Genomic DNA, 26,671 nt, shown 5'->3' with positions numbered 1-26,671 from the left:
GTTGTGCGTATTGTGATTACTATGTTCATGCTTGGGCAATGGACTTGTTTGTATTTAAAGGGTTGGCCAGAATTTTTAGAGTTATTTCTGCCCTTTGGTATCTTGATTGCAGCGTATGTTGTCGCTCATTTTTATTTTTCGCATCCGATTGTTTGGCAGGAGTTTTTACAAATCAGGTTTCGTATATTGTGTATAGGAGCTATGGTTTTCTGGGTAGGATTTTTTCAAGTTAATTTCCTTTCATCAGAACGCACTGCACGTCAATTACCAACTGCATTAGATGGCCAATTAATACGTTTACAAGTGGTGGTGGATGATCTACCCAAAAAAACTAATCAGGGTGTGCAATTTAATGTGTCGATTTTATCTTGGGGTGATCTCGCACACATTAATTCACAATTTTCCATTCAACCGCTTCCCAAACGTCTATCCATTAACTGGAATCGACCTAATCCAAAATGGGATATTGAGACCTCACAAAAAAACATCGTCATTCCTGAAATCATCCCGGGACAAGTATGGTATTTGACGGTAAAGCTGAAGGCACCTCGGGGCCTCAAAAATCCCCACGGATTCGATTTAGAGCAGTGGATGATGACGCAATCTATCGATGGTAGTGGATTTATGACTCAAGCCTATGGGGAGCTGAGTGATCTTGAAGTTTGGAGTTTTCCAATTGTAGTTGCTAAGCTTCGATACCTCATTCGAGAAAAAGTCACTCACTCCTTGAGTCAAAAAGCTCCTTATGCTGGAGTTATTAGTGCTCTTGTGATGGGTGATCAACAAGCGATTTCTCAAGAAGATTGGACAGTTTTTAATGCAACGGGTATTGGGCACTTGATTTCGATTTCAGGACTCCATGTCACCATGTTTGCAGCAGTTGGTGCTTACTTAGCCAACCTAATTTGGCGAAGAACTCGATTCCCTTTATATTTTCCAGCTCAAAAATTCGCAGCTCTGATTGGTTTTATCAGTGCATTGCTTTATACCTTTTTAGCCGGTTTTCAAGTACCTGCACAACGAACCATGTTAATGGTTGGCGTGGTGGGGGTTTATTTATTTCTATGTCGTGTGCCTAAAGCTTTTGATATTTGGTGGTGGGCTTTAGGCATCGTATTGCTCTTGGATCCTTGGGCCATTTTTACTCCAGGCTTTTGTTTATCTTTTGGGGCTGTTGCTGCAATCTTATATGCAATGCCCCCAAAAGAAGATTCTAGCCACATAGATATTGATTTGATCTTTATAGATAAATTAAAGAACTCTCTCAAAGAAGCCTGTCGGGTTCAAGCTGTTGTGACAATTGCTTTAATTCCACTGACTTTGTGGTGGTTTTTTCAAATTTCATTAGCGTCCCCAGTTGCGAATGCCGTTGCGATTCCAATCGTTAGTTTTTTAGTCACTCCCTTTGCCATGCTGGGAGTATTACTACCTTGGTGGTTTGGTGATGCTTGTTTATGGTTAGCCCATTTCTTTTTTTCCATCTTGGCATGGTTTTTAAAATTCTTGGCGGCTTTTCCCTGGTCTATCATTTATGCAGCCAAACCCAATGGTTGGTTACTTGCGATAGGTATTGTAGGAGTTATCATCGCCATCCGTCCTGGTTCAATTATGGCTTTTTGGCAATCCAGATTATTCGGATTATTGCTGTGCCTTTTTCTACTTTTGCCCAAGCATTGGATCTTAGGCAATGGCGTATTGAAGGGAGAGTTTCGAATGTTGGTTTGGGACATAGGGCAGGGAAGTGCCATATTCATCGAAACCAAAAACCATACCCTGCTTTATGACACGGGTCCTGCGAGTGGTAATTTTGATCCAGGTAAAAGAATCATCTTGCCGTATTTACGAGCACGGGGGATTAGTGAAATTCATCAGCTAGCGATAAGCCACCAAGATGCTGACCATGTGGGTGGTTTAGCTTCTATCTTAGAAGGATTTCCGGTAAAAAAATCGATTGGCTCAATTCCTGAAAATCATCCGTTACATCAACATTATTTAAAAAGTGGTGTACAAATTTCGCCATGTCAAGCTGGAACTTCCTGGGTATGGGATGGGGTTGAGTTTTATGTTTGGCATCCCCATGAAAAAACCACTTTTGAGAAAAAATTTTATCTCGGCAAACCGAATGAAATGAGTTGTGTGATTGAGGTGAGAAATCAACATCATTCAGTCTGGTTAACTGGAGACGTTGAAAAAGGAGCTGAACAGGAGATTGTTGAGAGGTTAACTCAGCAAAAAGATGAACTTAGAAAAATTCTTCAAAAAAATATTGTTCTGATGGCACCTCACCATGGCAGTAAAACGTCCTCAAACCCTGAATTTATAAATTTGTTAGACCCTAATACGGCATTTTCGCAATCAGGATATAAAAATCGCTATAACCATCCCCATCCTTCCGTAGTTGCACGTTATGAATTACGAGGAATTACTTTGTTGGATACAAATATCACTGGGGCACAACGCTGGGAATCTCAAAAGGAACTTTTTAATAAAGAATACTTCAGGAAACAACAGTAATTTTACAAATCTTAATGTGCGTTTTCACTTGAAGAAAACTCATTAATAAAAGTGTTAAACGGATCAATTGCTGTAGGTTTTCCATATAAATAGCCTTGAAAGGTATCGCAACCTTCTTGGACTAAAAAATCACGCTGTTCAGGTAATTCAATTCCCTCAGCAGTTACATCCAAATTTAGGCTTTTTGCTAATGTTAAGATTGAACGAATAATTGCCCTGTCACCAGGATCATTCATTAAGTCTGTTACAAAACTTTTATCAATTTTAATTTCATCTAGCGGTAATCTTTTTAAATAGGTTAAAGAAGAGTATCCAGTCCCAAAATCATCAATCGAGAAGCGCACCCCAATGGCGCGCAAATCCAACATGATACTAATGACATGATCAAGGTCATTTAGTAAAAAACTCTCAGTCAGTTCTAGTGTCAGTAGACGTGGATTTGCGCCAGTTTCGAGCAATATTTGCTTTAACCGATTAGAAAAGTCGATTTGCCGAAATTGTTGTGCACTAATGTTGATCGATAAGCAGAGTTCTGCTGTTAAATGATTTTCCCGCCATGCAACTAATTGCTTGCAAACTTTCTCAATTGCCCAATATCCAATTGGAACAATCAAGCCATTTTCTTCTGCTAATGGAATAAAAGATAATGGTGGAATTAACTCATTGTCAGGAGTTCGCCATCTTAGTAGGGCCTCAGCTCCTTTTAATTTACCATTAAAATTCACTTGAGGTTGATAGTGAATTACAAACTCATCGTTTTTGACTGCGAACTTTAATCGATCCGAGAGACTTGCACGTTTTATAAATTTCTCGTGCATTTCGCTATTAAAAACTCTGACTGTATTTCGGCCTGAAGATTTTGCTTGATACAGGGCAATGTCCGCTTGTTTAAACAATAAACCAAGGTCTTTTTCGGAATTGGGAAAGGTGGCAACACCAATACTAACGGTAACGTTGTGTTTGACGCCATTAATTACTTTGTCTTGACTCAGTAAATGATTGAGCTTGTCTAAAACTACCTGAATCGATATTCTTGCAGCCTTTATGTCACTCCCTAACTCTGCGAGCAGAACAACAAACTCATCTCCACCCAATCTAGCTGCTGTATCTGACTCCCTCAAAGCACCGCGTAAACACTTGGAAACATCTATTAGAATTTCATCACCAACGTCATGACCGTAGATATCATTAATCGTTTTGAAATGATCTAAGTCAATCATCAAAACGGCACCGTACTTTCCTGAGCGAACCGATTGAAAATGTACTTGCTGAAGACGATCAATTAAAAGACGTCGATTAGGAAGGTCTGTCAGGGGGTCATAAAAGGCCAATTCCAAGATTTTTCTTTCAGCTTCTCTAGGGTCTCTAATATTTGAATAAATAGCTAGAAAATGATTGATTTCCCCCTTGGTGTTGCGAATTGCAGAGATAGAAAGCCAAATAGGGTAAATAGCACCGTCTTTGCGACGATTCCAAATATTCCCCTCCCTGCGACCTTCCGAAAGAATTGCTTCCCAAAGATTTCGATAGAAGGCTGGATCTTGGTGTTCCTCAGATTTAAAGAGGGATGGATTTTTACCGATTAACTCCTTTAATGAGTATCCAGTAGCCAATGAAAAAGCTTCATTAGCTTTCAATATTACCCCTTTAGCGTTAGTGACAAGCATAGGATCTCTAGATTGAAAAGCGACGGATGCGATGTGTAATTCTGCCTCCGCCATTTTTCTTTTAGTAATATTCTCCGAGAGGATGATAATCCCACCAATTTGACCTTTAGGGTTTTTCCAAGGGAGCATCTCCCAACGAACCCAAGCCTCAGTGCCGTCGGATAATACAATTAAATCCTCGTCACAACTTTCGGTCCCACCAGCCAAACAGCGAAGATGGGATTGTCTCCATTTTTCTGGCATGTCCGGAAAAATTCGATAATGATTTTTACCAATAACATCATAAGAATTAATTTTGCGATCATCTAACCAACGTTTGCTTGCAAACAAATAATTCATTTTGTTATCAAACATTGCAATCCCTGCTGGTGCATTATTAATAAATAATTGCAGCTTTGAATTTGCAGTAGTTAATTCATCAGCACTGGTATCCAATGCGTTTTCTAATAAACGTTTATCCCGATCTGCCGCTAAATAGGCTTCGTTTACTAAGCTTAATAGTGAGTGCCATTTGGTTTCAATTTCTATATCTTTCTCAGCAACTTGACGAAGTTGTCTTCGCAATAAACGATGCGTATTAGGTTTGAACTCAGTGAAAGATAAAAAGGGATCACTCATCTTCAGAAATCAGGGTGATGGTTGAAGTTTGATTGTGTAGTTGGCAACCTTGCAGTTTGCTTGAAGCAAACTCGCCATAAGAGTAAAAGCCAGAAATATTAAACCCACTTCCAAGCTCGGCAGCGAGCAACTCTAATTCTTCCTCGGAAATTTGATCTAAGACAAGTCTGCGACCAACACAACTTACAACGAGACATAAGCCTTTATTTTTTTTGTGTTGGTTCTTTAGTAGGCTAATTCTTTCTTGAGTTGATTCGAGTAAGGAGTCTATATTTGTTTTCATGAGACGTGCAAAACTAGCCTCCGGCATATCGCCAGCAAAGGTTAAACTATGATCATCTCGGTTAATACCCAAAAGAGTCCTAATGATAGGATAATCATCAGCTGTTTTGCGAATAGAAAGAGGGAATCGCAAACCACTACTAGGGAGTTCTTGTGCCTGTTCACCTAAATATCTTTCATAGATATCTAAAGCAGGTTCATGATCGAGTTCATACACGGTATTTTTGAAGGAGCGAGTAACGCGTCTTTCAGCCCCAAACTCCGTCCAACCAGTAGAAAATCCGCTTGTAATATGCAGGGCACCGTAAAAACCTACAATAACAATCTGATTTTTTTTGGTTTTACCATTAAACATGGTACCAGTTTTAGCAAAACGATTTGCATCGCCAGCCACCCCCCCTGTAATTGAGATTTCATTCACATGAAGGCTTAAGCTCTGTGCTAAATCAGTTGCATTCACATCAAATCCGTCACAAACAATAAAACAGTGTCTTAAATGTTCTTTGGGAAAATCTTTGAGCGCTTCTTGTATTTCATCTGCAATTTTTGCAGATGAAATATGGTCTATACCAATGGCCTTGATCCAACTCTTGTCAAATTGCAGCGCTAAACTGTGAGGTTGTCATCTGAAACTTTTGCATTTCTGATATTTCCCGATGAAGAGCAACTAATAATATCTGCCTTGGGATAAAAACTTGTTAATGCTTGATAGCACTCTTCTTGATAGAAGAAGTCAGTGTCAGCAAAGACGAACACAACATCTGAAGTGGATTGAAAGTTCGAAAGGGTATCCCAGCCATTTTTTTTATCCCAACTAATTTGCTGAATATTCATAGTGAGAACTAACTTTTCAAAGTTAAAGAGTTACTCTTATTAGAGCTTTTAAAACAGTATATATACTTTACATTGATTTCCCTAAGCTTGTTCCCATCTTTAGCTTAAATAGTTCTCTAAATTTTCTTAAAGGTTAAATATCGTTTAATAATAGATTTAAATTGCATCTGCATTGGTAACATAACCTAGGCCCATTGCTTCATTTACGCGAGGCATTACTTCATGGGCCATTAATTCCATTGATCTTCTACCCAATATCGGATCCACTAAATCCATACCGGCATAAACGATTTCACCGATGTTGCAACCGATACGTTCTTGCATGGATAAAATTTGATCTACAACTTCATTTACAGTGCCACAAATGACTAAATCATCCAAGATACCATCCAAACTAATGGTAGAATCATCCGCTTCTTGGGTTTTCTTGAAAATCACGTGACGGTTAGAGATTTTCATTTTCGTTAACATTTGCTTGTAGTAATAACGATATGGGCTGTTACTATTGGACTTGCCATATTCTTTGGCGATTTTAGAGTCATCTCCCACAAAAACAGTTCTGGCAACCCGCCAATCTTTTACTAGCGCTTGTTGACCAACGTTTTGCTTTCCTTGAGAAAAGTTATTCCAGTGGCTTGGTAGCCAATTCTCGAGTAGAAAATTGGCCGACATCGGATGGAAATCTCTTTGACCCATGGCAATTACCCCTTTTGAGAAAGGAGCAACAACGGTGCCCACAATTTCAGGATAGGGCTTTTGCATAGGTTTCATGATGTAACCTCTACCGATTTCTAACACTTGAGTATTTTGTACACTAACCTTAAAGCGATTGTTTGGTAAATCAATGTTATATGGAGGTTCACCTGACCAAATCGCTAAAATAACATCAATTGCTTCGGCAAAAATCTTACTACGATCTTCAGAAAGGATTCCAAGAGCCTCGGCATCAGATGCAAGAGCACCGGGACTAATACCAAAAATAAAACGACCTTTTGCCAATCGATCAAACATTGCTGCTTGGGCTGCAATTAAAGTAGGGTGGGCATGGGATAAGTTGGAAGTACCAGTACCTAATTTGATATTTTTCGTTTCAAAAATCAGGGTTGCCAAGAAAATCATACTATTGGTGACATTTTCAGCCTGATCGGTTAAATGTTCACCCACGAACGCGTCGTAAAAGCCTAGTTGGTCTGCAAAAATAATCGTTTGACGATCCTCGTGAAGTGTTTCAGTGCCATCTCGCTCTAACGGATGCAAAGGCATCGTGAAATAACCTAGTCTCATTGTAAGTCCCTAATTTAATATTTAGTTTATTTTATATCAGTAGAAAATTTCTTGAATTTTTTATTGTTGTATCGCATTCTAATGAAAGATCTTGAATTATTTTTAAGTGTTTTTGTTGAGTCGAGTATATAATTCAATATTCATACTAGAGTGTTTTCGATGACCAAATTTGTCTTCGTTACGGGTGGTGTGGTTTCTTCCCTCGGGAAAGGAATTGCAGCCGCTTCATTAGCCGCGATACTTGAGTCTCGCGGCCTAAAAGTCACCCTCCTAAAATTAGACCCTTACATCAACGTTGATCCTGGAACAATGAGTCCATTTCAACATGGAGAGGTTTTTGTTACAGAAGATGGTGCAGAAACTGATCTTGACTTGGGTCATTATGAGCGGTTTATTACAGCCAAAATGCGTAAAAGCAATAATTTCACCACAGGACAAATTTATGATTCGGTGATTCGTAAAGAACGCCGTGGTGAATATCTAGGCAAAACTGTACAAGTGATCCCCCATATCACCAATGAAATTCAGACTTTCATTGAACGCGGTGCCGCTGCTTGCTTTGGTGGTCAAACGGACGTTGCCATTTGCGAAATTGGTGGTACTGTCGGTGATATTGAGTCTTTACCGTTCTTAGAGGCCGCGCGCCAAATGAGTTTGCGCAAGCCTCGGAACGATACTGCCTTTATTCATTTGACTTTAGTGCCATACATTGCAAGTGCTGGTGAGTTAAAAACCAAACCTACGCAACACTCTGTTCAAAAGTTACGTGAAATCGGTATTATTCCGACCGCTTTATTATGTCGAGCTGATCGTTTGATACCTGCAGAAGAGATTTCCAAGATTTCATTATTTGCAAATATGCGCGAAGATGCGGTGATTTCTGTATGGGACGCCGATACGATTTATAAAATTCCTCAGATGCTTCATGAGCAGGGCTTAGATGAGATCATTTGTAATGAACTGAACTTGAACCCGCCACCAGCAGATTTATCAGTCTGGAGTAACTTGGTATATCGCATGGAAAATCCAAAGTACCACATCAATATTGGTATGGTTGGTAAATACATGGATTTAACTGAGTCCTACAAATCTCTAATTGAAGCACTACGTCATGCTGGTATTCACAATGAAACTCAGGTGAATATTCGTTATGTTGATTCTGAACTCTTAGAGCATGGAGATATTGCGAGTATCGAAGGCTTAGATGCTATTTTGGTTCCTGGTGGGTTTGGGGTTAGGGGTACTGAAGGAAAAATTGCAGCAATTTCACATGCCCGTCAACAGAGAATTCCTTATTTGGGAATTTGTTTGGGAATGCAATTAGCTGTCATAGAATTTGCTAGAAATGTAGCAGGCTTTAGAGAGGCAAACAGTACCGAATTTAATTCTGATGTAGAGCATAAGGTGGTTGCCCTGATCACTGAATGGAAAAATAGTGATGGGAAAGTCCAGTTACGTGATGATCAATCTGATCTAGGCGGTACCATGCGCCTTGGTTCTCAAAAGTGCCCCGTGAGCCCGGGTACTTTAGCTAGTGAGATCTATGGCGCAGAAGTGAATGAGCGCCATCGCCATCGCTACGAAGTAAATAATGAATACGTACCCCAGTTAGAAGCGGCAGGCATGATTATTTCTGCTAGAACGCCAACTGAAAATCTGCCCGAGATGATGGAGTTACCTCAATCTCTGCATCCTTGGTTTTTTGGTGTACAGTTTCACCCAGAGTTTACGTCTACTCCGCGCGATGGTCATCCTTTGTTTAGTGCCTTTGTGAAAGCGGCAAAGGCTTATTCGTTTCAAAAAAATCTCAACAAGGAATCGGTATGAAGCTTTGTGGTTTCCCCGTTGGTCTAGAACATCCTTTCTTCTTAATAGCTGGCCCCTGTGTAATTGAGTCCGAACAAATGGCCCTTGAAACGGCTCAAGAACTCAAGCAAATTACTGCTGAGCTCGGTATCCCCTTTATTTACAAATCATCTTTTGACAAAGCAAATCGATCCTCCGGATCATCTTTTCGCGGTCTAGGCATGAGTAAAGGCTTAGATATCCTAGCTTTAGTTAAAGAGAAAATAGGTGTGCCAGTCTTAACTGATGTGCACGAGATGTCTGAAATAACACCTGTTTCGCAAGTGGTTGATGTGTTACAGACACCAGCATTTCTTTGTCGTCAAACTGATTTTATTCATGCTTGTGCAACCAGTGGTAAGCCTGTGAATATCAAAAAAGGGCAATTTTTAGCACCTCACGATATGCTAAATGTGATGAATAAGGCAAGAGCTGCAGCCAAAGCTGCAGGCCTTAGTGAAGATCAATTTATGGCTTGCGAGCGTGGCGTTAGTTTTGGTTATAACAACTTGGTTTCTGATATGCGAAGTTTGGCAATTATGCGCGAGACTAAAGCTCCCGTGGTTTTTGATGCAACACACTCAGTTCAATTACCAGGTGGGCAAGGTACAACGAGTGGCGGACAAAGAGAGTTTGTACCCGTCCTAGCAAGAGCAGCAATGGCTGTAGGTATTAGTGGAATTTTTATGGAAACACACCCTGATCCAGCCAAAGCGATGTCAGATGGCCCTAATGCGGTGCCATTGCATCAAATGAAAACTTTACTTACCGGCCTAAAAGCCATTGATGATTTAGTAAAGCAGTCAAATATGTTTTTAGAAAACGAATTTTAATTAGAGAATGATCTAATTAAATTATGAAGATTTTAATTTAATATAGAGAGCAAATAATGAGTGCAATTGTTGATATTATCGGTCGTGAAATCTTAGACTCCCGTGGCAATCCCACGGTGGAGTGTGATGTCCTTTTAGAGTCTGGTGTTATGGGACGTGCTGCCGTGCCAAGTGGAGCTTCTACTGGTTCAAGAGAAGCGATTGAACTGCGTGATGGTGAACATGGTAGATACCTTGGTAAAGGTGTTCTGAAAGCCGTTGATAACATCAATACAGAAATTGCGGAGTCAATTATGGGCTTAGATGCTTCTGAGCAAGCCTTTTTAGACCGTACTTTAATTGATTTAGACGGTACCGATAATAAAGCAAGACTAGGAGCTAATGCTACCCTAGCCGTTTCAATGGCAGTTGCTAGAGCCTCTGCTGAAGAAGCAGGTTTACCTCTTTATCGTTATTTTGGCGGATCTGGCGCAATGCAAATGCCTGTGCCAATGATGAACATCGTCAACGGTGGTGCGCACGCAAATAATAGTTTAGATATTCAAGAATTTATGATCATGCCAGTTAGCATGACCAACTTTAAAGAAGCTTTGCGTTGTGGTGCTGAAGTGTTTCATAGCCTCAAGAAAATTTTGCATGATAAAAATATGCCAACTTCAGTCGGCGATGAAGGTGGATTTGCGCCAAATTTTGCAAGTAACGAAGAGTGTTTAAATACAGTTCTACAAGCCATTGAAAAAGCTGGCTATCGTCCTGGTGAAGACGTATTACTTGCATTGGACTGTGCAGCTAGTGAATTTTACAAAGACGGCAAATACCATTTAAGCGGTGAAGGTTTACAACTCACCTCATCTGAATTTGCTGACTATTTAGGTAATTTAGCGGACAAATTTCCGATCGTATCAATTGAAGATGGTATGCACGAAGCGGATTGGGATGGATGGTCAACCCTGACGCAAAAACTCGGTAAGAAAATTCAGTTAGTAGGTGATGATCTTTTTGTGACCAATACCAAGATTTTGAAAGAAGGTATTCAAAAAGGAATTGCGAACTCCATCCTCATAAAGATTAATCAAATTGGTACTTTGACGGAAACCTTTGCTGCGATTGAAATGGCGAAGCGCGCCAATTACACCTCGGTAATCTCGCATCGTTCTGGTGAGACTGAAGACAGTACGATTGCTGATATCGCAGTGGGTTTAAATGCAGGTCAAATCAAGACGGGTTCTCTGTCACGTTCTGATCGTATTGCTAAGTACAATCAGTTGATTCGCATTGAAGAAGATTTGGGTGACATTGCTTCCTATCCAGGTCGTTCCGCTTTTTATAATTTAGGTTATTAAGCAAGCTGCATGCGCTATATTGTTTATGGGCTATTTATCTTATTAGTAGCCATTCAATATCCTCTTTGGATTGGTAAAGGTGGTTGGCTGTACGTTTATCAGTTGGACAAAGAGGTAAAGGTGCTTGCAGATTCAAATAAAGAGCTAGAGATTCGTAATGCGAAAATCTCTGGTGATGTGCAAGATTTAAAGCAAGGCACTAAAGGGGTTGAGGAACGTGCCCGTTTAGAGCATGGGATGGTCAAAGACAATGAAATTTTGGTGAAAGTCCTCAAGCCAGATGAGTCTTTACCCCAACCCAATAAAACTGGCAAATAAACTTCATTTAATATCCCTGTTAAGTTAGTCTTAAAAGGGATTAGTGCTTTCCTTGTGGCGGCCTCATTTTATCTACCAGGTTTTCAGCAGCAAATAATTGCTGGCAATCTACCAAATCAAATAGATAAACTTGACCACAAAAATCACAAGTCGTTTCGACTTGTTGTTGTTCTGCCAAAATTTCAGCGACCTCATCTTTACCAAGCATCAACATCATGTTGCCTACTTTTTCACGAGAACATTGGCATGCAAAGTGAACGTGACGAAGTGGAAATCCTCTGACCCCTTGATAATTAGCTTCATCTAGGAACAGGCGTTGCATTAAAACTGTTGGGGGAGTTGATAGCAGCTCTTCATCTTTGACGGTATTGACCATCATCATGACCCGATTCCAGTCTTCTGATAACTCGTCATGATCTATCGGAGTGCTACTTGTTTTACCACCAATATTCGGTAATTTTTGAATCAAAATACCGCCGGCGTGGGTATCGTTACTACTTAACAGAATATGGGTTTCGAGCTGTTCTGAGTAATTCATATAGGCCGTGACAGCTTGTGCAATGGAGGTAATCGGTTTACCCCCAAGCATTAAGGGGACAATCCCTTGATAAGCTTGTTGACCATCTTGTCGGTTTTTTGGATCCAGCGTGATAGCTAATTTACCCTGACCATCGGGGTTGATAAGTTCTGAGAGGGTGGAGTCATCATAAATCATCGCAGGGTCGATATCTTTAGCTAATTTGACGGTAGCGCGGATATCTAAATTCATATTGCATTCGACTACTATTAGACGCACGAGGCCAGTACCTTGTGCCTGAATAATGAGGGTGCCATCAAATTTGAGTGTGGCGCTTAATAAAGCCCCTGCAGCAACCATTTCACCTAAATGTTTTTGAATAATCGGAGGATAGCTTTTACGCTCTAGGATGGTTTGCCAGGCGGTATCTAAAAGTACAATTTCGCCGCGGATTTGGCTTTTTTCAAATAAAAATGTTTGTAAAGTATCAAATTGATCAGAGGCTTTGTTGTTGGCAGTTAATTCAGAGGATGAGGTCATATAAAACGATTCGTGATTTTTAGAAGGTGAATTGATGAACCTTTCATTTCTATCCAGAAAAAGCCAAGGTCAGAAATGTGGGATTCCATTCGCAATATTTGTTATTGTATTGGTAATGCATTTATTCGATCAAAACTCGCCAAAAAATCGCCAAGGTATTCATTCTTATCCCGAAGAACATCCATTACTTACTGCCATCGCATTAGCATTGGGTGCTGCAATCACTCTGGGGATTTCTAGATTTGCCTATGCCCTATTTTTACCCTTAATGCGTTCAGACTTGCACTGGTCTTATTTGACAGCCGGCAACATGAATACTGGTAATGCCATTGGCTACTTTATTGGAGCGATGAGCTCGGCTTGGGCATTTTCTAAAGTAGGGCTGCGACGACCTTTTATCGTGATGTTGTTTTTTTCTATCGTGGTGATGTTTTTGACGGGCTTTGTTGAAAATGCAATAGTTATTTTTATCTTTCGGTTTTTATTAGGTTTTTGTAGCGGCTATATTTTTATCGCCGGCGGGGTACTCGCAACACAATTGAGTAGTCAACATCCTCATCAATCGGGTCTGATTTTAGGGATTTATTATGGAGGGGTAGGCGGCGGTATTCTCCTTTCAAGCCTGCTAGTCAACCCATTTCATGACTGGGCACAAAGCCAGGGATATGTCCATCCTTGGCAGATAGCCTGGATAGGGATGGCCGTCATTAGTTTGATCTTATTTACCCTTTTGATCAAGCCAGTTATTGCAATGTTAGAAGCACCTGAGGTAAGTGTTCTTTCTAAAGAACAAATTCATCCGAGAAGAAGTTTTTGGATTGGTAGTGGTTACTTCTTGTATGGTATTGGGCATGTGGGATACATGACTTTTGTAATCGCAATGCTGAGGGAAATGGGTTTTACTGGCAGTCTCATTAATATGTTTTATGGCTTAATTGGGTTATCGATGATGCTGTCGTCTCGCATATGGGCGAAGATGTTAGAGCGATCAAGGGGTGGGGAGGCGATGGGACTAGTGAATTTAATATTAACGATTGCTTGTTTCATACCAACGATCATGGCATTTTTAGAAAAAAATATTATTGAGAGCGTAGCGCCAAGTTTTTGGAGTCTAATTCTTGTTATGTCTTCTTCGATGTTATTTGGGTCCAGTTTTGTTGTAGCCGTCGCCAGTACAACCGCCTTTGTAAAGCATAATTATCCAAGAAATCAATGGTCGATCGGGATACGATTTTTTACCATCTTATTTGCTACTGGTCAGATTATTGGCCCATTCTTAATAGGCTTTATTGCCGATCATCTTGGTGGATTACGGGTGGGGCTGCTAGTTTCTACAATCATTTTGTTGACAGCTAGTCTTTTGGCATATCGTCAAAAATCATTTGCTAGTAAAAAGAGCATGGGATAATACAAGTTATGACAAATACTACCAATTCAAATCGTGTACGCACCCGTTTTGCACCAAGTCCAACGGGTTTTATTCATTTAGGTAACCTCAGAAGTGCCCTGTATCCTTGGGCTTTTGCAAGGTCACAGCAAGGTGATTTCGTGCTCCGCATTGAAGATACCGATCAAGAGCGCTCTTCCTTAGAAGCGGTTGAAGTGATTATTGAAGGGATGAGTTGGTTGGGTCTTGATGTCGATGAAGGCCCTATTTATCAAATGCAACGGATTGATCGTTACCGTCAAGTGATTAACGAGATGCTTGAAAATGGCCTTGCTTATTATTGTTATATGAGTGAAGCAGAGTTAGATGCCATGCGTGAAAAGCAAATGACGCAAAAACAAAAGCCTCGCTATGATGGTACTTGGCGTCCAGAGCCAGGAAAAACTTTACCGCCTATACCAAGTGACGTGCGTCCTGTTATTCGGTTTAAAAACCCCATAGATGGATCTGTAATTTGGAAAGATGCGGTCAAGGGCGTGATTGAAATTTCGAATCAAGAATTAGATGATCTCGTCATTGCCAGACCAGACGGTACACCGACCTATAATTTTTGCGTCGTCATTGATGATATGGATATGAATATTACCCATGTAATTCGCGGCGATGATCATGTCAACAATACTCCACGGCAAATCAATATCATGCAGGCTCTAGGCGGCACATTACCTATTTACGCTCATTTACCCACAGTACTAAATGAACTTGGTGAAAAAATGAGTAAGCGCAATGGTGCGATGAGTGTGAGAGATTTTCAGAAGGCAGGGTATATGCCCGAAGCAATTTTGAATTATCTGGCGAGATTAGGTTGGTCTCATGGTGATGCGGAGATTTTTACAAAAGAACAATTTATTGCATGGTTTGATTTGGATAGCCTAGGAAAATCTCCAGCCCAGTTCAGCCCTGAAAAACTGATTTGGTTAAATCATCATTACATTGCCCATACAGAGAGTGCTGAATTAGCAAAACGAGTCAAACCTTTTGCAATACTTGAGGGTATTGAGTTTGAAGAGAGCGCAGAGTGTGCAACCAAATCAGGTCCTGACTTTATCAAAGTGGTTGACTTGCTAAAAGGTCGTGCCAATACTCTGGTTGAGATTGCGCAGGGGGCAAAAATGTTTTACGCATCAGCTCCTGTTCATCAATTAGACGGTGAAGAATTCTTGAAAAATGTTCCAGCTACTGTGCATCAGTGCATCAATGATTTAATCGAGCTAATCAAAGCTGGCGATGGTAGTAAAGAGCAAATCGCAGCAGTCATGAAAGAGGTTTTAACTAAACATGGTATTAAAATGCCAATGCTGGCAATGCCGGTACGTTATCTCATGTTTGCAACTACGCAGACCCCTGCGATTGACGCTGTTCTGTCTATCATGGGAATTGAGGAAGTTCAAAAGCGTCTAGGAGTTTTGGCTTAATTGACCTATGGCTTGTTTTGAAAGGATAGGTGGTGTCTACATTACACCTGTTTGAAAAAACTTCAGTATTTTAATAATTTCATTTGCTAATACTCTGCAAAATGGTATAGAATATGAGACTATTCTGAAAGCAGTTAATTAGATTAATGAATTAAAAACGCAGTCTTAATAATTTAGTTTGATGGTGACAAATCAAATTGAAAGTAAAATAAGATTGTGTTGCTAGAAAAATAGCAAAGATTTTGGTTTTAGCCTGTATTGATTTATTTCAGTACTTTTAGAATTACGGGGCTATAGCTCAGCTGGGAGAGCGCTTGCATGGCATGCAAGAGGTCAGCGGTTCGATCCCGCTTAGCTCCACCAGTAGTTGAAAAGATTTTGCAGTACCGTAGTATCTGGGTCCCCATCGTCTAGAGGCCTAGGACATCACCCTTTCACGGTGAGTACGGGGGTTCGAATCCCCCTGGGGACGCCAAGAAGTACAATTGGAGTGGTAGTTCAGTTGGTTAGAATATCGGCCTGTCACGCCGAGGGTCGCGGGTTCGAGTCCCGTCCGCTCCGCCAATTTTTTAATTAAGCCCTTGTAAATCAAGGGCTTTTTTATTGTCTTGAGATTTGACCCTCAACTAGATCCACAAATTCCTTACCAGGCAGATGGAATAAAACTCTTCTGGCTCTTCACCATAATCGGGGGATGAGCATTTATTAAACACGATTAATCACTCCACTCCAACCACACAAAGCCAAGACTCTGAGTCGGTAGTTTTGGAAATTTCTAAAACCAAAAGCTCTTCTAGAAATCATTTCCATTTTAGTATGGAAGCCTTCAGTAATGCCATTGGATTTAGAAAACCGCCACATTCGAACAATAGGTTCTAACCAAGATCGAATGGTGTGTGCAATGACTTTCGCTGGACTTTGTTCAAACTGATCCAGTAATTGAAGGAGTTGTGGCAGGAACTTTTTGGCATGTTTTGCTCGAACGTTTTTGATCAGAAGTAGCGAGTTGAGCTTTTGTTTGGCTTGGTAAAGTGCTTTGAGTATGGGGAATTGTTCGAGGTATCGACGGAGATTGAGCTGCTGTTCTGGGCTGAGATTCCAGTGATGTCTACGCATGAGACTCAGGAGCCCTCGATTTTTTCGACCAACCGGGTCTTGTTGGTTCCAGACTTGCAAGAAATGCTGATTGACGAGTCGGATGACATGAAAACGGTCAGCAACAATCTTGGCTTGAGGAAAGTATTGTTGGACGATCTTACGATAGGTTTCGGAGAGATCCATCACGACGAACTGAACGCGATCGCGGCCCGTTAATTGGCTTAAATAGCGGCGTAAACTGGCTTCTGAGCGACCGAGAACCACATCAAAGACTTTGTGGTTCTTCAAGTCAACGAACGTCGTGGCAAAGCCCTTTTTACGACTAAAGAAATGTTCATCAATCCCCAGAATCCTAGGGCAGTCACGCCCAGATAGCTCTGAGACTCTTCGTTGAATATGGTGTTGGTACCAGCGCTCGACAGTCGCACTGCCGATGTTGTGGGTTAAGGTCAGTTTACGTTGACTAACGCCACCATCATGGGCTTCAAAGACCTCCAGTCGATAAGACTCGGTCGCTCGCAGGCGTGGCCGGATCCCCCGTAGAGGATGCCGAAAATAGTGATTGCACTCTGGGCAATGGTATTTTGGTAGGGCCAAGTGCAGAATCATCAATTGGTTTCCTTGTCGGGTGTGCTTCAACACTCGGTGGTGTGTTGACTTAATCCTTACAGGATGATGTTCACAATAAATACAAGCTGGGCGCATCTTCGGTCGACACCAAACCTCAACATGTTCACTACGTTTGACTTGTTCGATTGAAAGATCAGGCAGACCTAAGATAGAATCTATTTGGGACATGGGTATTACCTCTATTAAAAAAGTTCTTCGAAAAAACTAGTTTAATAAATACCTTTGTCCCCCGTTTATGATGAAGAGCCACTCTTCTTACCTTTTAAGAGCCAAAGGTGTGGGCAAACAAATGAGGTCAGGTCAAAATCTCCATCACTACTAATGAGATAATAATTTAAACAAAATTAAAAAATTAATTAAAAATTAACTTAGGAGAAATCGCATGACTAAAGTCTGCAAACGTAATCTAATGATGTTCTTTTGTATCTTATTTGCGTGTTGTTCTTTAAATGTTTTTGCGCAAACTTTCCCATCGAAGCCAGTACGTTTTATTGTTACATACCCAGCAGGTGGTAGTTCTGATTTAATGGGACGCTTAATGGCCAAGAAATTAAATGATCTTTGGGGTCAACCTATTATTGTTGAAAACAAGAGTGGTGCGGCAGGTTCTATTGGTATGGAATACGCAGCACGTCAACCAGCGGATGGGTATGCTTTTGTACTCGGCAATATTGGACCGGCATTAATTAATCCTTTAATCAGCAAAGTTACCTACAACATGGATAAGGACTTTATTCCAATTGCAATGATTTCTTCGGGTCCTAATGTATTAGTTGTGCCGGCTAATTCACCATATAAAACACTTCAAGATTTGCTCAATGCAGCAAAAGCGAAACCTGATACTTTAAATTTTGGTACAAGTGGACCAGGTAGTATGTCGCATATTGCAACAGAAATGATGATGCGTGAAGCAAATCTTAAAATGACTCATGTGCCCTATAAAGGGGGTGGATTAGCATTGATTGATTTAATGGGTGGGCAAATTGACTTTATCGTTTCAGATGCATTACCTGCAGCAGAGCACATCAAATCAGGGAAAATCCGCCCATTAGCGATTACAAGTACTGCTAGAACTCCATTAGTACCGGGAGTACCAACCTTTTCTGAAGCAGGCTTACCTGGATTTGCCGCCTTATCATGGTGGGGAGTATATCTGCCAACTGGCACACCAAAAGATATTCAGGATAAATACCATGCTGCTTTGGTAAAAATTATGGGTGATCCAGAAATCAAAGAGAGATTTGCGGCTTTAGGTGTTCAAGCGCAAGCAACTAGTATGGATGAATTTAAGTCTTTTCTCAGTGCAGAAAATACTAAGTATTCAAAATTAATTACTGAAAATAAAATCAAGGCTGACTAATAGATTGATTGCTTTTGCTATGTTATCTCCAGTCTGACTAACAACCTAACTCACAAAATACGGTTAGGTTTAAATCGATTAGCAAAGGCAATGGAGTCCTCTATATAAAGGTTATTAAAAGATTTTTTTGGTTTTGGATGTTCTAGCTCCTTACGAGGGGCTTTTTTATTACTTAAATTCTCCCAAAACGTTAGCTCTTCACCATAATCGGGGTGGGGGTTTGCATCAAGTGCGTTTCAACAAGTAAGATACAATGTATACTTGTGCAATATATAAGACAAGTAGGAGCGCTTGATGAGAGTAATTAATTTTTCTGATGCTAGAAACCAATTTAAACAAGTGATAGATCAGGTGGTTGCTGATTGTGATGTAACTATTATTTCTAGAAGAGATGCTGATGACGCTGTTGTCATGTCCTTAGATACTTATAACAGCATGATGGAAACAGTTCATTTGTTAAAGTCTCCAGCAAATGTAAGGCATTTAGAGAAATCCTTAGGCCAATATCGCAAAGGTCAAATTAAAACGAAGGCCTTGGTTGATGCGTAGTAAGTTAGTTTGGACGAATGCTGCCTGGTCAGATTATCTTTACTGGCAAGTGCAAGATAAGAAAACACTCAAACGAATTAATTTACTGATCAAAGATGCAATGAGAGATCCAGAAGATGGGATTGGAAAACCTGAAGCCCTAAAAGAAAATTTATCTGGTTTATGGTCTAGGCGTATTGATGATGTGAATCGATTGATTTATGCAATTGAAATAGATCAATTAGTTATTATTGCATGCCGTTATCATTATGAATAACTTGATAGATGAATATGATTTTTTAACATGGTATTCAAATTCATGAGTAAGCTCATAAAATCTGAGACTTAAGAATAGAGTCTTAAAGCCTAGTATTGGTTTTTTGAACCTGTACTTATTCACGTAGAAAAAATAAATTATCTTTTTTAAAGGAAATACTTTGCATAATAAATATGACTCCACCAATTTTCGTGATAACACCAATGCCTCTAACTTGCAAAGTTCCAAAACAAAAGACAGAAATTTAAAACCAATTCCCAAATTCAATAATGAGGAAAGTGAACGTCAGTTTTGGGAAAGCCCCGAAAATGATGCGACAGAATATTTTGAAGTTGCAAAAATGGTGGTTGTTAATTTCTCGAATTTAAAACCTTCCACGACAAGTATTTCATAACGATCATTTGATAGTTTGTTAGAGGGTATACGACAACGGGCCAACAAAGTTGAAGTGTCATACCAATTATTGATGAAAATCTGGTTGACCGAGAAACTTGGTGAAAGTCTCCGAAACTAAATGTGCCTTATTTTTATTCAGGCATATAAGTGTTTTAGGATCTTATTTTTTGAGCAATTCAGCTGGCAATTATCAAGAACCTAAAAAGGTCACTTGTTGCACTTCTTTTGTTTAGTAACTAGTTTTGGAGACAATCACAGAGTCTCAAGAATGTCTCCAATTGCTATTTCTCCATCGTCCATTATTTGTGCTCTGATACCGCCATTATTTTCATAAGCAATTTGAAAACTCTTTTTGTTAGCTAATTTAGATGGGCGCTCGCAAGGATCACAAAGTTCTACTCCTTTAAATTTGAGCCTACCTAGAAAAAATACTTTACCTACCAAGGCATTTAGTTCATCAGGCAATAAATTCTCAATCACAATATTTCTTCGAGTTTCACTAATATCAAACTCAAGCAAGCCATTTAATTTCAAGTAATGATTAGCAGTATCGATACCCATCTTGGTTATTAAAGTGATATCTCTAATCTTTGGAGGATTCGATTTAGAAAAGGCGCCTAAACGCAATGCATACCTATCACCTTCAATTCCAATCCCTTCAAGTACCTTTACTCTCTCCAATGGCTTCATTGGCAAGCCAGCATTTGGGCAAATATAGATGCGATGGATATAGGGTTTATTTTCCATTTTTTTTAATGATTAGTTATCTGTTAAGTTCACTATAGTCTAAAACTATCTAAAAAAGATTTATCAGTCTCTAAGCTTGTTGCTTCAGTGTGGGGCTTCAAATTCAATTAGTCTTCATGGGTGCTTTCGGACCAAAAAGATGCTCAATAGCATTCACTTTCCAAGACTTCAGATCTAAGTAAACGCTCCCATATTCCACAAAAATCAACAACCAAATATTGCTTAAATTTTCATCAACTATCCCATAGAGAGTGAAGAACGTATTTATCTTCATTTACCTAGGTAATTAGGATATGCTAAATTCAATATTATTTTAGACAAATCAAAAATGGCACAATTTCTCTTTCATGATTACGTTTTCTATCTTTTATATGCTTTAGTGATTTCCCCTAGAGTTAGCCCTTGGGTTTTGGTTTTATTTTTTTTATATATTCAATTAAAACCAAATGGGCCTTGTGATGGAGCCTGGTGTGGGCTCACTGAGACTGTCGAGTACTTATTGTTAATTCCAATCGCTATATTTTTAGGAGCCATCATTTATTTATCGATCAAGGAACAGGGCGGAAAGATAAGAAAATTATTTTTTGAGGGCTACGCCGGATTGAGTTCTTCTCAACAACAAAACTTGAAGGCCAATGAGCCGATTATTTTAAATATTCTGCAACGATTGGCAGTATCTTGGCGATTGGGACTTTTATTTATAAGTTGTCTATGGTTGATAAATAATATCAGTGAAGCAATTAGTCAAATTACTGAAAAATGATCTAGTTAAGTGAAGATCGTGGCAGAAAAAAATCCTGAATTGTCATGTAATTAAGAAAAATTGAAATAAAGCAGCTGAATTTAATGAAAGATTGAAACAATCATCAAAAGTGCATTAAATCTTTTGCTACTTCAATTTCCCCTTTGAAGTACTGAGCAGCTTCAGTCTTGTAACGCGCATAATCATCTTTCGGAATAACCGATGGCAATAAATGCGTCATGATCAGCTTTTTAACGCCAGCTCTGCTAGCCATTTCCCCAACTTGCTTTGGCGTCATATGCTCATCCACCATATGTTTAGTCCAGTCCTCTTTTTGACTTTGGGTTCGTGCTTGCCAAGTACCGTTTTTTTCCATGACCGCAATAACTTCTTCTACTTTACCTACTTCGGCAACAAGAACATCACAGTTTTTAGCCAATTGTTCTACTTCTTTAGATGGACCAGTGTCCCCAGTAAAGACATAGCAAGTATCTTTCGTATCAAATCGATAGGCAAAAGACTGGTGTTTTGTGGCTGCATCTATTGATAAATTGTAGTGTGAGTTTTGTACGGCCGTGACCTTAATATTCTGATCTTGGTAGATGAGTCCAGCTGATTTATCATGGCCAACAAAAACCTTCTCTAAAGGAATAACCTTCCCCTCGGTAACCCTTATTTGAGAATCTTCAGTCATATACTGAATCGCTCCTTTTACTACCGCCTGAGTACCAACTGGTCCATAGACATCAATTGCGGTACGCTTTGCAAATTGCCATGAGTTATCTAAAAAAGTCGCTAGTCCTGCCATATGATCATTGTGTTGATGCGTGATAAAAATTTGATTGACCTTCATAAAACTGATCCCAGTTTCGGCCAACCGACGTGAGACGCCATCACCCATATCGATTAAGTAAGGTTGATCATTTACCACTAACACATTGGAAGATTGAGCACGATCAGCTCTAGGAAGTGGACCACCTGCTGTACCCAAAGTGATTAGTTTAGTTTCATTACTTTGCGCTGAAACCAATCCAGAAGTTAACAATGTTAAAAAAAGGATCATCAGTTTTTTAAGCAACATGTCTAGTAGATCTCCAAATGGTTTTTTATTTTTAATGAATGAAGCCTATCTTAACTTAATTTAAAGCGATGGTCATTGCTGGGCTATAAGTCCAATGTTTTTTGTACTTTAGGTAAAACGCCTTCAATTTTTAGCATCAATTCCTTTTTTAATCAGTCATTTCTTAACTGAGGCTTTTTAGAATGAGATAACATAAAGCTTTTACATTCTCTTATATTGATTAATTAAAGGTCAGTCCGATGTTAAGTGATATTGAAATTGCCCAGCAGGCAAAAATGCTAAAGATTGCTGATATTGCCCAGAACTCTTTAGGCATTCCAGAAGATGAAATAGAGTCTTTTGGCAAGTTCAAGGCAAAAATTTCACTATCGTATTTGAATAGTTTAAAAAGTAAAAAAGATGGTAAATTAATTCTCGTGACCGCGGTTAGTCCAACACCTGCTGGTGAAGGAAAAACAACTACCACTGTGGGTTTGGGAGATGGCCTAAATTACATTGGCAAAAAAGCCATGATCTGTTTGAGAGAGCCATCTCTAGGACCAGTTTTTGGGATTAAGGGTGGTGCAGCGGGCGGTGGTTTAGCGCAAATTGTTCCGATGGAGGATATTAATTTACATTTCACTGGAGACTTCTCTGCGATTGCCTTGGCTCATAATTTACTGGCAGCAATGATCGATAATCATATTCATCATGGCAACGCTCTTGGAATTGATGTGCGTCGTATTCAGTGGAAGCGTGTAGTGGACATGAATGACCGGGCCTTGAGATCCTTAACGGTTGGTTTAGGCGGTGCTCCAAATGGTTATCCGCGTCAGGATGGCTTTGATATAGTGGTGGCATCTGAAGTCATGGCTATTTTTTGCTTGGCTAATTCAATCGAGGATTTGAAGAAGCGCTTAGGGGAAATTGTTGTTGCTTATACGCATGACCAAAAACCTGTTCTAGCAAAAGACCTGAAGGCTCATGGTGCAATGACGGTTCTTTTAAAAGACGCATTAGCTCCTAATTTAGTTCAAACTTTAGAAAATAACCCAGCCTTTGTCCATGGTGGGCCATTTGCCAATATTGCTCATGGTTGTAATTCAGTGATTGCCACGCAGGCTGCTTTAAAGATGGCTGATTATGTGGTGACTGAAGCTGGTTTTGGAGCAGACTTAGGAGCAGAAAAGTTTATTGATATCAAGTGTCGCAAATCTGGACTAATACCGTCAGTCGTAGTGATTGTGGCGACCGTCAAAGCAATGAAATATCATGGCGGTAAAGATTTAGCAAACATCAATGAAGAAGATATTTCTGCATTAGATCTTGGACTCGTGAATTTGGAGCGCCATGTGCAAAACATTACTCAGATTTACAACTTACCCTGCATTGTGTCGATTAATCAATTTACGAGTGACACTCCTGCTGAAATCGAATTAATAGAAAATAGAATGAAGCAGTTAGGCGTGAAGGTTGTATTAGCCTCTCATTGGGCGCAGGGTGGTAAAGGGGCAGCAGATCTAGCTAAATTAGTGGTTGATTTATGTGAAACAGATTCTCAGCAGATGATTTATGTCTATGAAGACGAAGATACTTTATGGGAAAAAATTAACAAAATTGCTAAGAAAGTTTATCGAGCAAGCGAGGTGAATGCTGATCGTGCTGTTAAGGCTCAGATTGATCGTTTGCAAGAGCAGGGCTATGGACACTATCCTGTTTGCGTGGCTAAAACGCAGAGTTCTTTTTCAACTGATCCTAAATCCCGAGGTGCGCCAGATAATCATGTCATTACAGTACGTGAAGTACGCTTAGCTGCAGGTGCAGAATTTATCGTCATGGTATGTGGGGACATCATGACGATGCCAGGTTTACCAAAAGCTCCATCTGCAGAGAAAATAGATTATGTTGATGGCAGAGTGGTGGGATTGTTTTAACTAGATTGCCGCAACCTGTTTAAAAACATGAGCAGATCTTTTAGAATCATGGCAAATCAATATGGTATTCTAAAACCCTATAAAATTTTTGGACTACCTGAAATGAAAAAAGTACAACAATTCTCCTTGGTATTGTGTTTATCTTTGATGGGTGGCGCTTCAGCGCAGTCTGTATTTGAAGGCCCTTTTGTGCAAGGTGCCATTGGTTATACAAATGTTGGAGCTACGTTTAATCAAACTAGTACTCTCTTAAATCAAGTTGGTGTTTATCCCCAAAATTTTTCAACGGATAATTTATCCGTATTAACGGGTAATATTGGCGGCGGATATAACTTCAGAGTTGATCCAAAATGGTTAATAGGTTTGAGTGTTGATTTCATGCCTCTCGTCTCCGGTTCAGCGAATAGTAAAGTTACCACCAATTTACCTGGTATCGCTGTTTCAAATTCGCTAACAGGTTCTTACCAAATGAAGAACCCGCTTAATTTTTCTGTCATACCATCTTACGAGTTGTCTAGAACTCAACTCCTTTATGGAAAAATTGCTCTCTCAACTGCACAGTTAATCTATAGTGATCCGGCTACTCCTGCAACTAATGTCCTTGTTGGTGGGTATACCTTGGGCTTAGGCTACAAGCAAGCCTTAGAAAATCAGTTGTATGTCTTTGCTGAGGGTTTGTATACGAATTTCGTTGACTATACTGCCAACATAAATGGTCCTTATGTAGGGATAGCGAATACAAGTATTACCGTAAAAGCTACAGGATATACGGGCCTAGTTGGCATCGGATATCGATTTTGAAAACTTAAAAAAACAAAAAAATATTTACAGCCTCATTTGTTTGTTGGGGGTTTTTAAGTATTTGTAATTTTTCCGTGCAAAGTCTTGACTAAATTTACTTCGTAGTCATCAACCATTTTTTTGAAGTATTTGTAGATGTCTGTGATTTTGACTTTTAAATGGATGCTAGAAAAACCTTCGTCATTTTTGTCGAGCGGAATAATGCCAGTTACCACGCTTTTAAAGCGCTCTAGATCTTTATCTCTTAAAGGTTGATATGCATTGATAGCCGTAAAGATTTGCTCTATGGAATAGCCGTGATCTCTAGATAAAACTATTAAGTCATAAAGATCACGAAACTTCATTCGTTCATAAATTACAATGCTTTTCATGATAAAAAGTCCATCTACTCCAAGGATGTTGAAACCATCTTGAGAGAAATTTAGTTTTGGCGTTGATTTCAAAAAATCAATTTGTTGTTTGGGTCTGTTACTTTCGTTTCTTGAATGAAATGTAACTTTTGCACCATCAATCAAATAATCATGAATATAGTTGTCTAAATTATCTGAGGTATTGATTTTAAATTGTGATTTTTGCCCAGGCGTAATGAGACTTTGAATTTTCGATCCGCAAGTCTCTAAGTCATTTAACACCGCATCGATTGATTTAGTAGGTAAGACTTGACCAAAGATATTGAAATCCAAATTTTCACTGATTCTATGACCAATTTGAATTGCTAAAGCAGTTCCACCAACCAATGTGAATCCTGTTAGTCGTGGATCATCTTTGAGGCGAGTAAAGATTTTTTGCGTCGACTCGGGCATGAATTCAAGCTTAAGCAGGCACATTTCCTTTTTCTGTTTCCAACTGATTAAAACCCTTGCTAATGTTTTTGAGCATTCTGGCGACGGTAGCATTTGTCATGGGTTCAAACGCGTTTTGCCTAAACACTCTTTTGACTCTGGTAACTCCGTAGTAATGACATAAGCGAACTATATCTTCAAATTTAGGTTTTTCTAGCACTTTACTGATCAATGCGTAATCTTTGATTTGTGGGTTTGACCAATCATATGCTCCCGACAAGCCAATCTTGATTGATTTTCTTTGTTCATTACTTTGCTTAACTGCACTGCGAAGCCAATCAGGGACTAAGGATGTATAAGCTTCAATCTCACTCTCAGACCAATCACCTGTAGCATTCTTGATTTCAATCGTAGTCAGATTCTTTATCCCGCGGTTCCATAATTCAAGCATTATCAACCCCTTTGCTGTTTGCGAAAGCTTGATTTTTCGTTGACTCATACGGCGAAACTGAATCTGATGAGTATCAGTGATTACAGTGCGTGATTGCCCTGAGGTAGGAACCATCATAACCTTTGAACCAGGGGAATTTGGCAGTGCTTGACCTACCTCTTCACCAGTTTTTTTCTGAATTGCATCTGCTAGAGTACTGTTGTTTACGTTACCAGAAACGGTGTAGAAGCCCCTAGCTACGCGTACGATCTCTCTGGCATTTACCATGCGATAAAGTGTTTGATCGATGGATGCACGCGTACCTAAAGAAACAAAATCAGTACTAGAGAAGACTGCCCCTTTAGGCAATTCTGAAATGGTAAAACAAATCTTATTGGAAGTGCTCATGTTAGAAATTATGCCTATTAT

At 39.6% G+C, this 26,671-nt stretch carries 24 protein-coding genes and 3 tRNA genes; 17 read left to right on the top strand and 10 right to left on the bottom strand.

The genetic code is table 11. The features are described 5' to 3' along the window. The first annotated feature begins 3 nt into the window (after positions 1 to 3). Complete coding sequence (locus tag AOC35_RS07525; RefSeq protein ID WP_159077520.1) at positions 4 to 2,514, top strand: DNA internalization-related competence protein ComEC/Rec2; 2,511 nt, start codon at positions 4 to 6, stop codon at positions 2,512 to 2,514. 11 nt (positions 2,515 to 2,525) lie between these two features. Here the strand turns inward: AOC35_RS07525 and AOC35_RS07520 are convergent, their stop codons facing one another. From AOC35_RS07520 to AOC35_RS07505, 4 genes are all read right to left on the bottom strand, one after another. Then, a complete protein-coding gene (locus AOC35_RS07520; RefSeq protein ID WP_108646500.1) occupies positions 2,526 to 4,799 on the bottom strand; it encodes a sensor domain-containing protein in 2,274 nt (757 codons plus the stop codon). Further along, complete coding sequence (locus AOC35_RS07515) at positions 4,792 to 5,640, bottom strand: FIST signal transduction protein (RefSeq protein ID WP_281259306.1); 849 nt, start codon at positions 5,638 to 5,640, stop codon at positions 4,792 to 4,794. Before AOC35_RS07515 ends, AOC35_RS07520 begins: the two co-directional genes overlap by 8 nt. A gap of 47 nt (positions 5,641 to 5,687) precedes the next feature. Then, the gene (locus AOC35_RS07510; RefSeq protein WP_108646498.1) at positions 5,688 to 5,915 is read right to left on the bottom strand and encodes an FIST N-terminal domain-containing protein; all 228 of its coding nucleotides are present in this window, start codon (positions 5,913 to 5,915) and stop codon (positions 5,688 to 5,690) included. A 156-nt stretch (positions 5,916 to 6,071) separates the two neighbouring features. Beyond that, entirely contained in the window at positions 6,072 to 7,199 is a 1,128-nt protein-coding gene (locus AOC35_RS07505) for an LLM class flavin-dependent oxidoreductase (RefSeq protein ID WP_108646497.1), read from the bottom strand. A 159-nt stretch (positions 7,200 to 7,358) separates the two neighbouring features. Between AOC35_RS07505 and AOC35_RS07500 the strand changes: the two genes are divergently transcribed. From AOC35_RS07500 to ftsB, 4 genes are read left to right on the top strand one after another with little or no spacing between them, the layout of a single operon-like run. Further along, complete coding sequence (locus AOC35_RS07500) at positions 7,359 to 9,026, top strand: CTP synthase (protein ID WP_108646496.1); 1,668 nt, start codon at positions 7,359 to 7,361, stop codon at positions 9,024 to 9,026. Next, a complete protein-coding gene (gene kdsA / locus AOC35_RS07495) occupies positions 9,023 to 9,877 on the top strand; it encodes a 3-deoxy-8-phosphooctulonate synthase (RefSeq protein ID WP_108646495.1) in 855 nt (284 codons plus the stop codon). The genes AOC35_RS07500 and kdsA overlap by 4 nt, the downstream gene beginning before the upstream one ends. A gap of 56 nt (positions 9,878 to 9,933) precedes the next feature. Beyond that, positions 9,934 to 11,220: a phosphopyruvate hydratase gene (gene eno / locus AOC35_RS07490; protein ID WP_108646494.1), complete on the top strand. Its 1,287-nt coding sequence runs from the start codon at positions 9,934 to 9,936 to the stop codon at positions 11,218 to 11,220. A gap of 9 nt (positions 11,221 to 11,229) precedes the next feature. Beyond that, positions 11,230 to 11,538 carry a cell division protein FtsB gene (gene ftsB, locus AOC35_RS07485; RefSeq protein WP_108646493.1) on the top strand — a complete coding sequence of 103 codons (309 nt, stop codon included), beginning with the start codon at positions 11,230 to 11,232 and terminating at the stop codon, positions 11,536 to 11,538. A gap of 40 nt (positions 11,539 to 11,578) precedes the next feature. On the opposite strand, the gene hslO is transcribed toward ftsB, so the two are convergent. Then, entirely contained in the window at positions 11,579 to 12,595 is a 1,017-nt protein-coding gene (hslO, locus tag AOC35_RS07480; RefSeq protein ID WP_108646492.1) for an Hsp33 family molecular chaperone HslO, read from the bottom strand. A gap of 34 nt (positions 12,596 to 12,629) precedes the next feature. Here hslO and AOC35_RS07475 point away from each other — a divergent pair, with 34 nt between their 5' ends. From AOC35_RS07475 to AOC35_RS07455, 5 genes are all read left to right on the top strand, one after another. After that, a complete protein-coding gene (locus AOC35_RS07475) occupies positions 12,630 to 14,003 on the top strand; it encodes a YbfB/YjiJ family MFS transporter (protein ID WP_108646491.1) in 1,374 nt (457 codons plus the stop codon). A gap of 8 nt (positions 14,004 to 14,011) precedes the next feature. Beyond that, entirely contained in the window at positions 14,012 to 15,457 is a 1,446-nt protein-coding gene (gene gltX / locus AOC35_RS07470; RefSeq protein WP_108646490.1) for a glutamate--tRNA ligase, read from the top strand. Between the two features lie 287 nt (positions 15,458 to 15,744). Next, positions 15,745 to 15,820: transfer RNA gene (locus tag AOC35_RS07465), tRNA-Ala, on the top strand. A 36-nt stretch (positions 15,821 to 15,856) separates the two neighbouring features. Beyond that, positions 15,857 to 15,932: transfer RNA gene (locus AOC35_RS07460), tRNA-Glu, on the top strand. Positions 15,933 to 15,944: 12 nt separating this feature from the next. Then, a tRNA-Asp gene (locus AOC35_RS07455) sits at positions 15,945 to 16,021 on the top strand. Between the two features lie 141 nt (positions 16,022 to 16,162). Here the strand turns inward: AOC35_RS07455 and AOC35_RS07450 are convergent. Then, the gene (locus tag AOC35_RS07450; RefSeq protein ID WP_108645456.1) at positions 16,163 to 17,353 is read right to left on the bottom strand and encodes an ISL3 family transposase; all 1,191 of its coding nucleotides are present in this window, start codon (positions 17,351 to 17,353) and stop codon (positions 16,163 to 16,165) included. A gap of 214 nt (positions 17,354 to 17,567) precedes the next feature. On the opposite strand from AOC35_RS07450, the gene AOC35_RS07445 reads away from it, so the two are divergent. From AOC35_RS07445 to AOC35_RS15745, 4 genes are all read left to right on the top strand, one after another. Beyond that, positions 17,568 to 18,545, top strand: a complete 978-nt coding sequence (locus tag AOC35_RS07445; RefSeq protein WP_108646489.1) for a Bug family tripartite tricarboxylate transporter substrate binding protein — start codon at positions 17,568 to 17,570, stop codon at positions 18,543 to 18,545. Between the two features lie 294 nt (positions 18,546 to 18,839). Next, entirely contained in the window at positions 18,840 to 19,094 is a 255-nt protein-coding gene (locus tag AOC35_RS07440; RefSeq protein ID WP_108646488.1) for a type II toxin-antitoxin system Phd/YefM family antitoxin, read from the top strand. After that, positions 19,087 to 19,350: a Txe/YoeB family addiction module toxin gene (locus tag AOC35_RS07435; RefSeq protein ID WP_108646487.1), complete on the top strand. Its 264-nt coding sequence runs from the start codon at positions 19,087 to 19,089 to the stop codon at positions 19,348 to 19,350. Before AOC35_RS07440 ends, AOC35_RS07435 begins: the two co-directional genes overlap by 8 nt. Before the next feature lie 160 nt (positions 19,351 to 19,510). Continuing rightward, positions 19,511 to 19,744: a CopG family antitoxin gene (locus AOC35_RS15745; protein ID WP_245898453.1), complete on the top strand. Its 234-nt coding sequence runs from the start codon at positions 19,511 to 19,513 to the stop codon at positions 19,742 to 19,744. Between the two features lie 254 nt (positions 19,745 to 19,998). On the opposite strand, the gene AOC35_RS07425 is transcribed toward AOC35_RS15745, so the two are convergent. Beyond that, positions 19,999 to 20,493, bottom strand: coding sequence for an MOSC domain-containing protein (locus AOC35_RS07425; protein WP_108646486.1), 495 nt, complete (start codon positions 20,491 to 20,493; stop codon positions 19,999 to 20,001). A gap of 328 nt (positions 20,494 to 20,821) precedes the next feature. On the opposite strand from AOC35_RS07425, the gene AOC35_RS07420 reads away from it, so the two are divergent. Then, on the top strand, positions 20,822 to 21,256 hold the full coding sequence (locus AOC35_RS07420; RefSeq protein ID WP_108646485.1) for a hypothetical protein: 435 nt from the start codon (positions 20,822 to 20,824) through the stop codon (positions 21,254 to 21,256). Between the two features lie 103 nt (positions 21,257 to 21,359). On the opposite strand, the gene AOC35_RS07415 is transcribed toward AOC35_RS07420, so the two are convergent. Next, positions 21,360 to 22,316 (bottom strand): MBL fold metallo-hydrolase, encoded by a 957-nt coding sequence (locus tag AOC35_RS07415; RefSeq protein WP_108646484.1) that lies wholly within the window; start codon positions 22,314 to 22,316, stop codon positions 21,360 to 21,362. Between the two features lie 239 nt (positions 22,317 to 22,555). Here AOC35_RS07415 and AOC35_RS07410 point away from each other — a divergent pair, with 239 nt between their 5' ends. Together AOC35_RS07410 and AOC35_RS07405 are read left to right on the top strand one after the other, a co-directional pair. Beyond that, on the top strand, positions 22,556 to 24,229 hold the full coding sequence (locus AOC35_RS07410; protein WP_108646483.1) for a formate--tetrahydrofolate ligase: 1,674 nt from the start codon (positions 22,556 to 22,558) through the stop codon (positions 24,227 to 24,229). A gap of 48 nt (positions 24,230 to 24,277) precedes the next feature. Further along, positions 24,278 to 25,030, top strand: a complete 753-nt coding sequence (locus tag AOC35_RS07405) for an outer membrane protein (protein ID WP_108646482.1) — start codon at positions 24,278 to 24,280, stop codon at positions 25,028 to 25,030. A 53-nt stretch (positions 25,031 to 25,083) separates the two neighbouring features. Here the strand turns inward: AOC35_RS07405 and AOC35_RS07400 are convergent, their stop codons facing one another. Then, the gene (locus AOC35_RS07400) at positions 25,084 to 25,857 is read right to left on the bottom strand and encodes a nucleotidyl transferase AbiEii/AbiGii toxin family protein (protein ID WP_159077519.1); all 774 of its coding nucleotides are present in this window, start codon (positions 25,855 to 25,857) and stop codon (positions 25,084 to 25,086) included. Then, positions 25,844 to 26,650 carry a DUF6088 family protein gene (locus tag AOC35_RS07395; protein ID WP_108646480.1) on the bottom strand — a complete coding sequence of 269 codons (807 nt, stop codon included), beginning with the start codon at positions 26,648 to 26,650 and terminating at the stop codon, positions 25,844 to 25,846. The genes AOC35_RS07400 and AOC35_RS07395 overlap by 14 nt, the downstream gene beginning before the upstream one ends. Between the last annotated feature and the right edge of the window lie 21 nt (positions 26,651 to 26,671).

Source organism: Polynucleobacter rarus (assembly GCF_003072505.1).
Lineage (GTDB): Bacteria > Pseudomonadota > Gammaproteobacteria > Burkholderiales > Burkholderiaceae > Polynucleobacter > Polynucleobacter rarus.
Note: the sequence above shows the minus strand (reverse complement) of the source record. Positions and strands in the feature narration are given on the sequence as shown.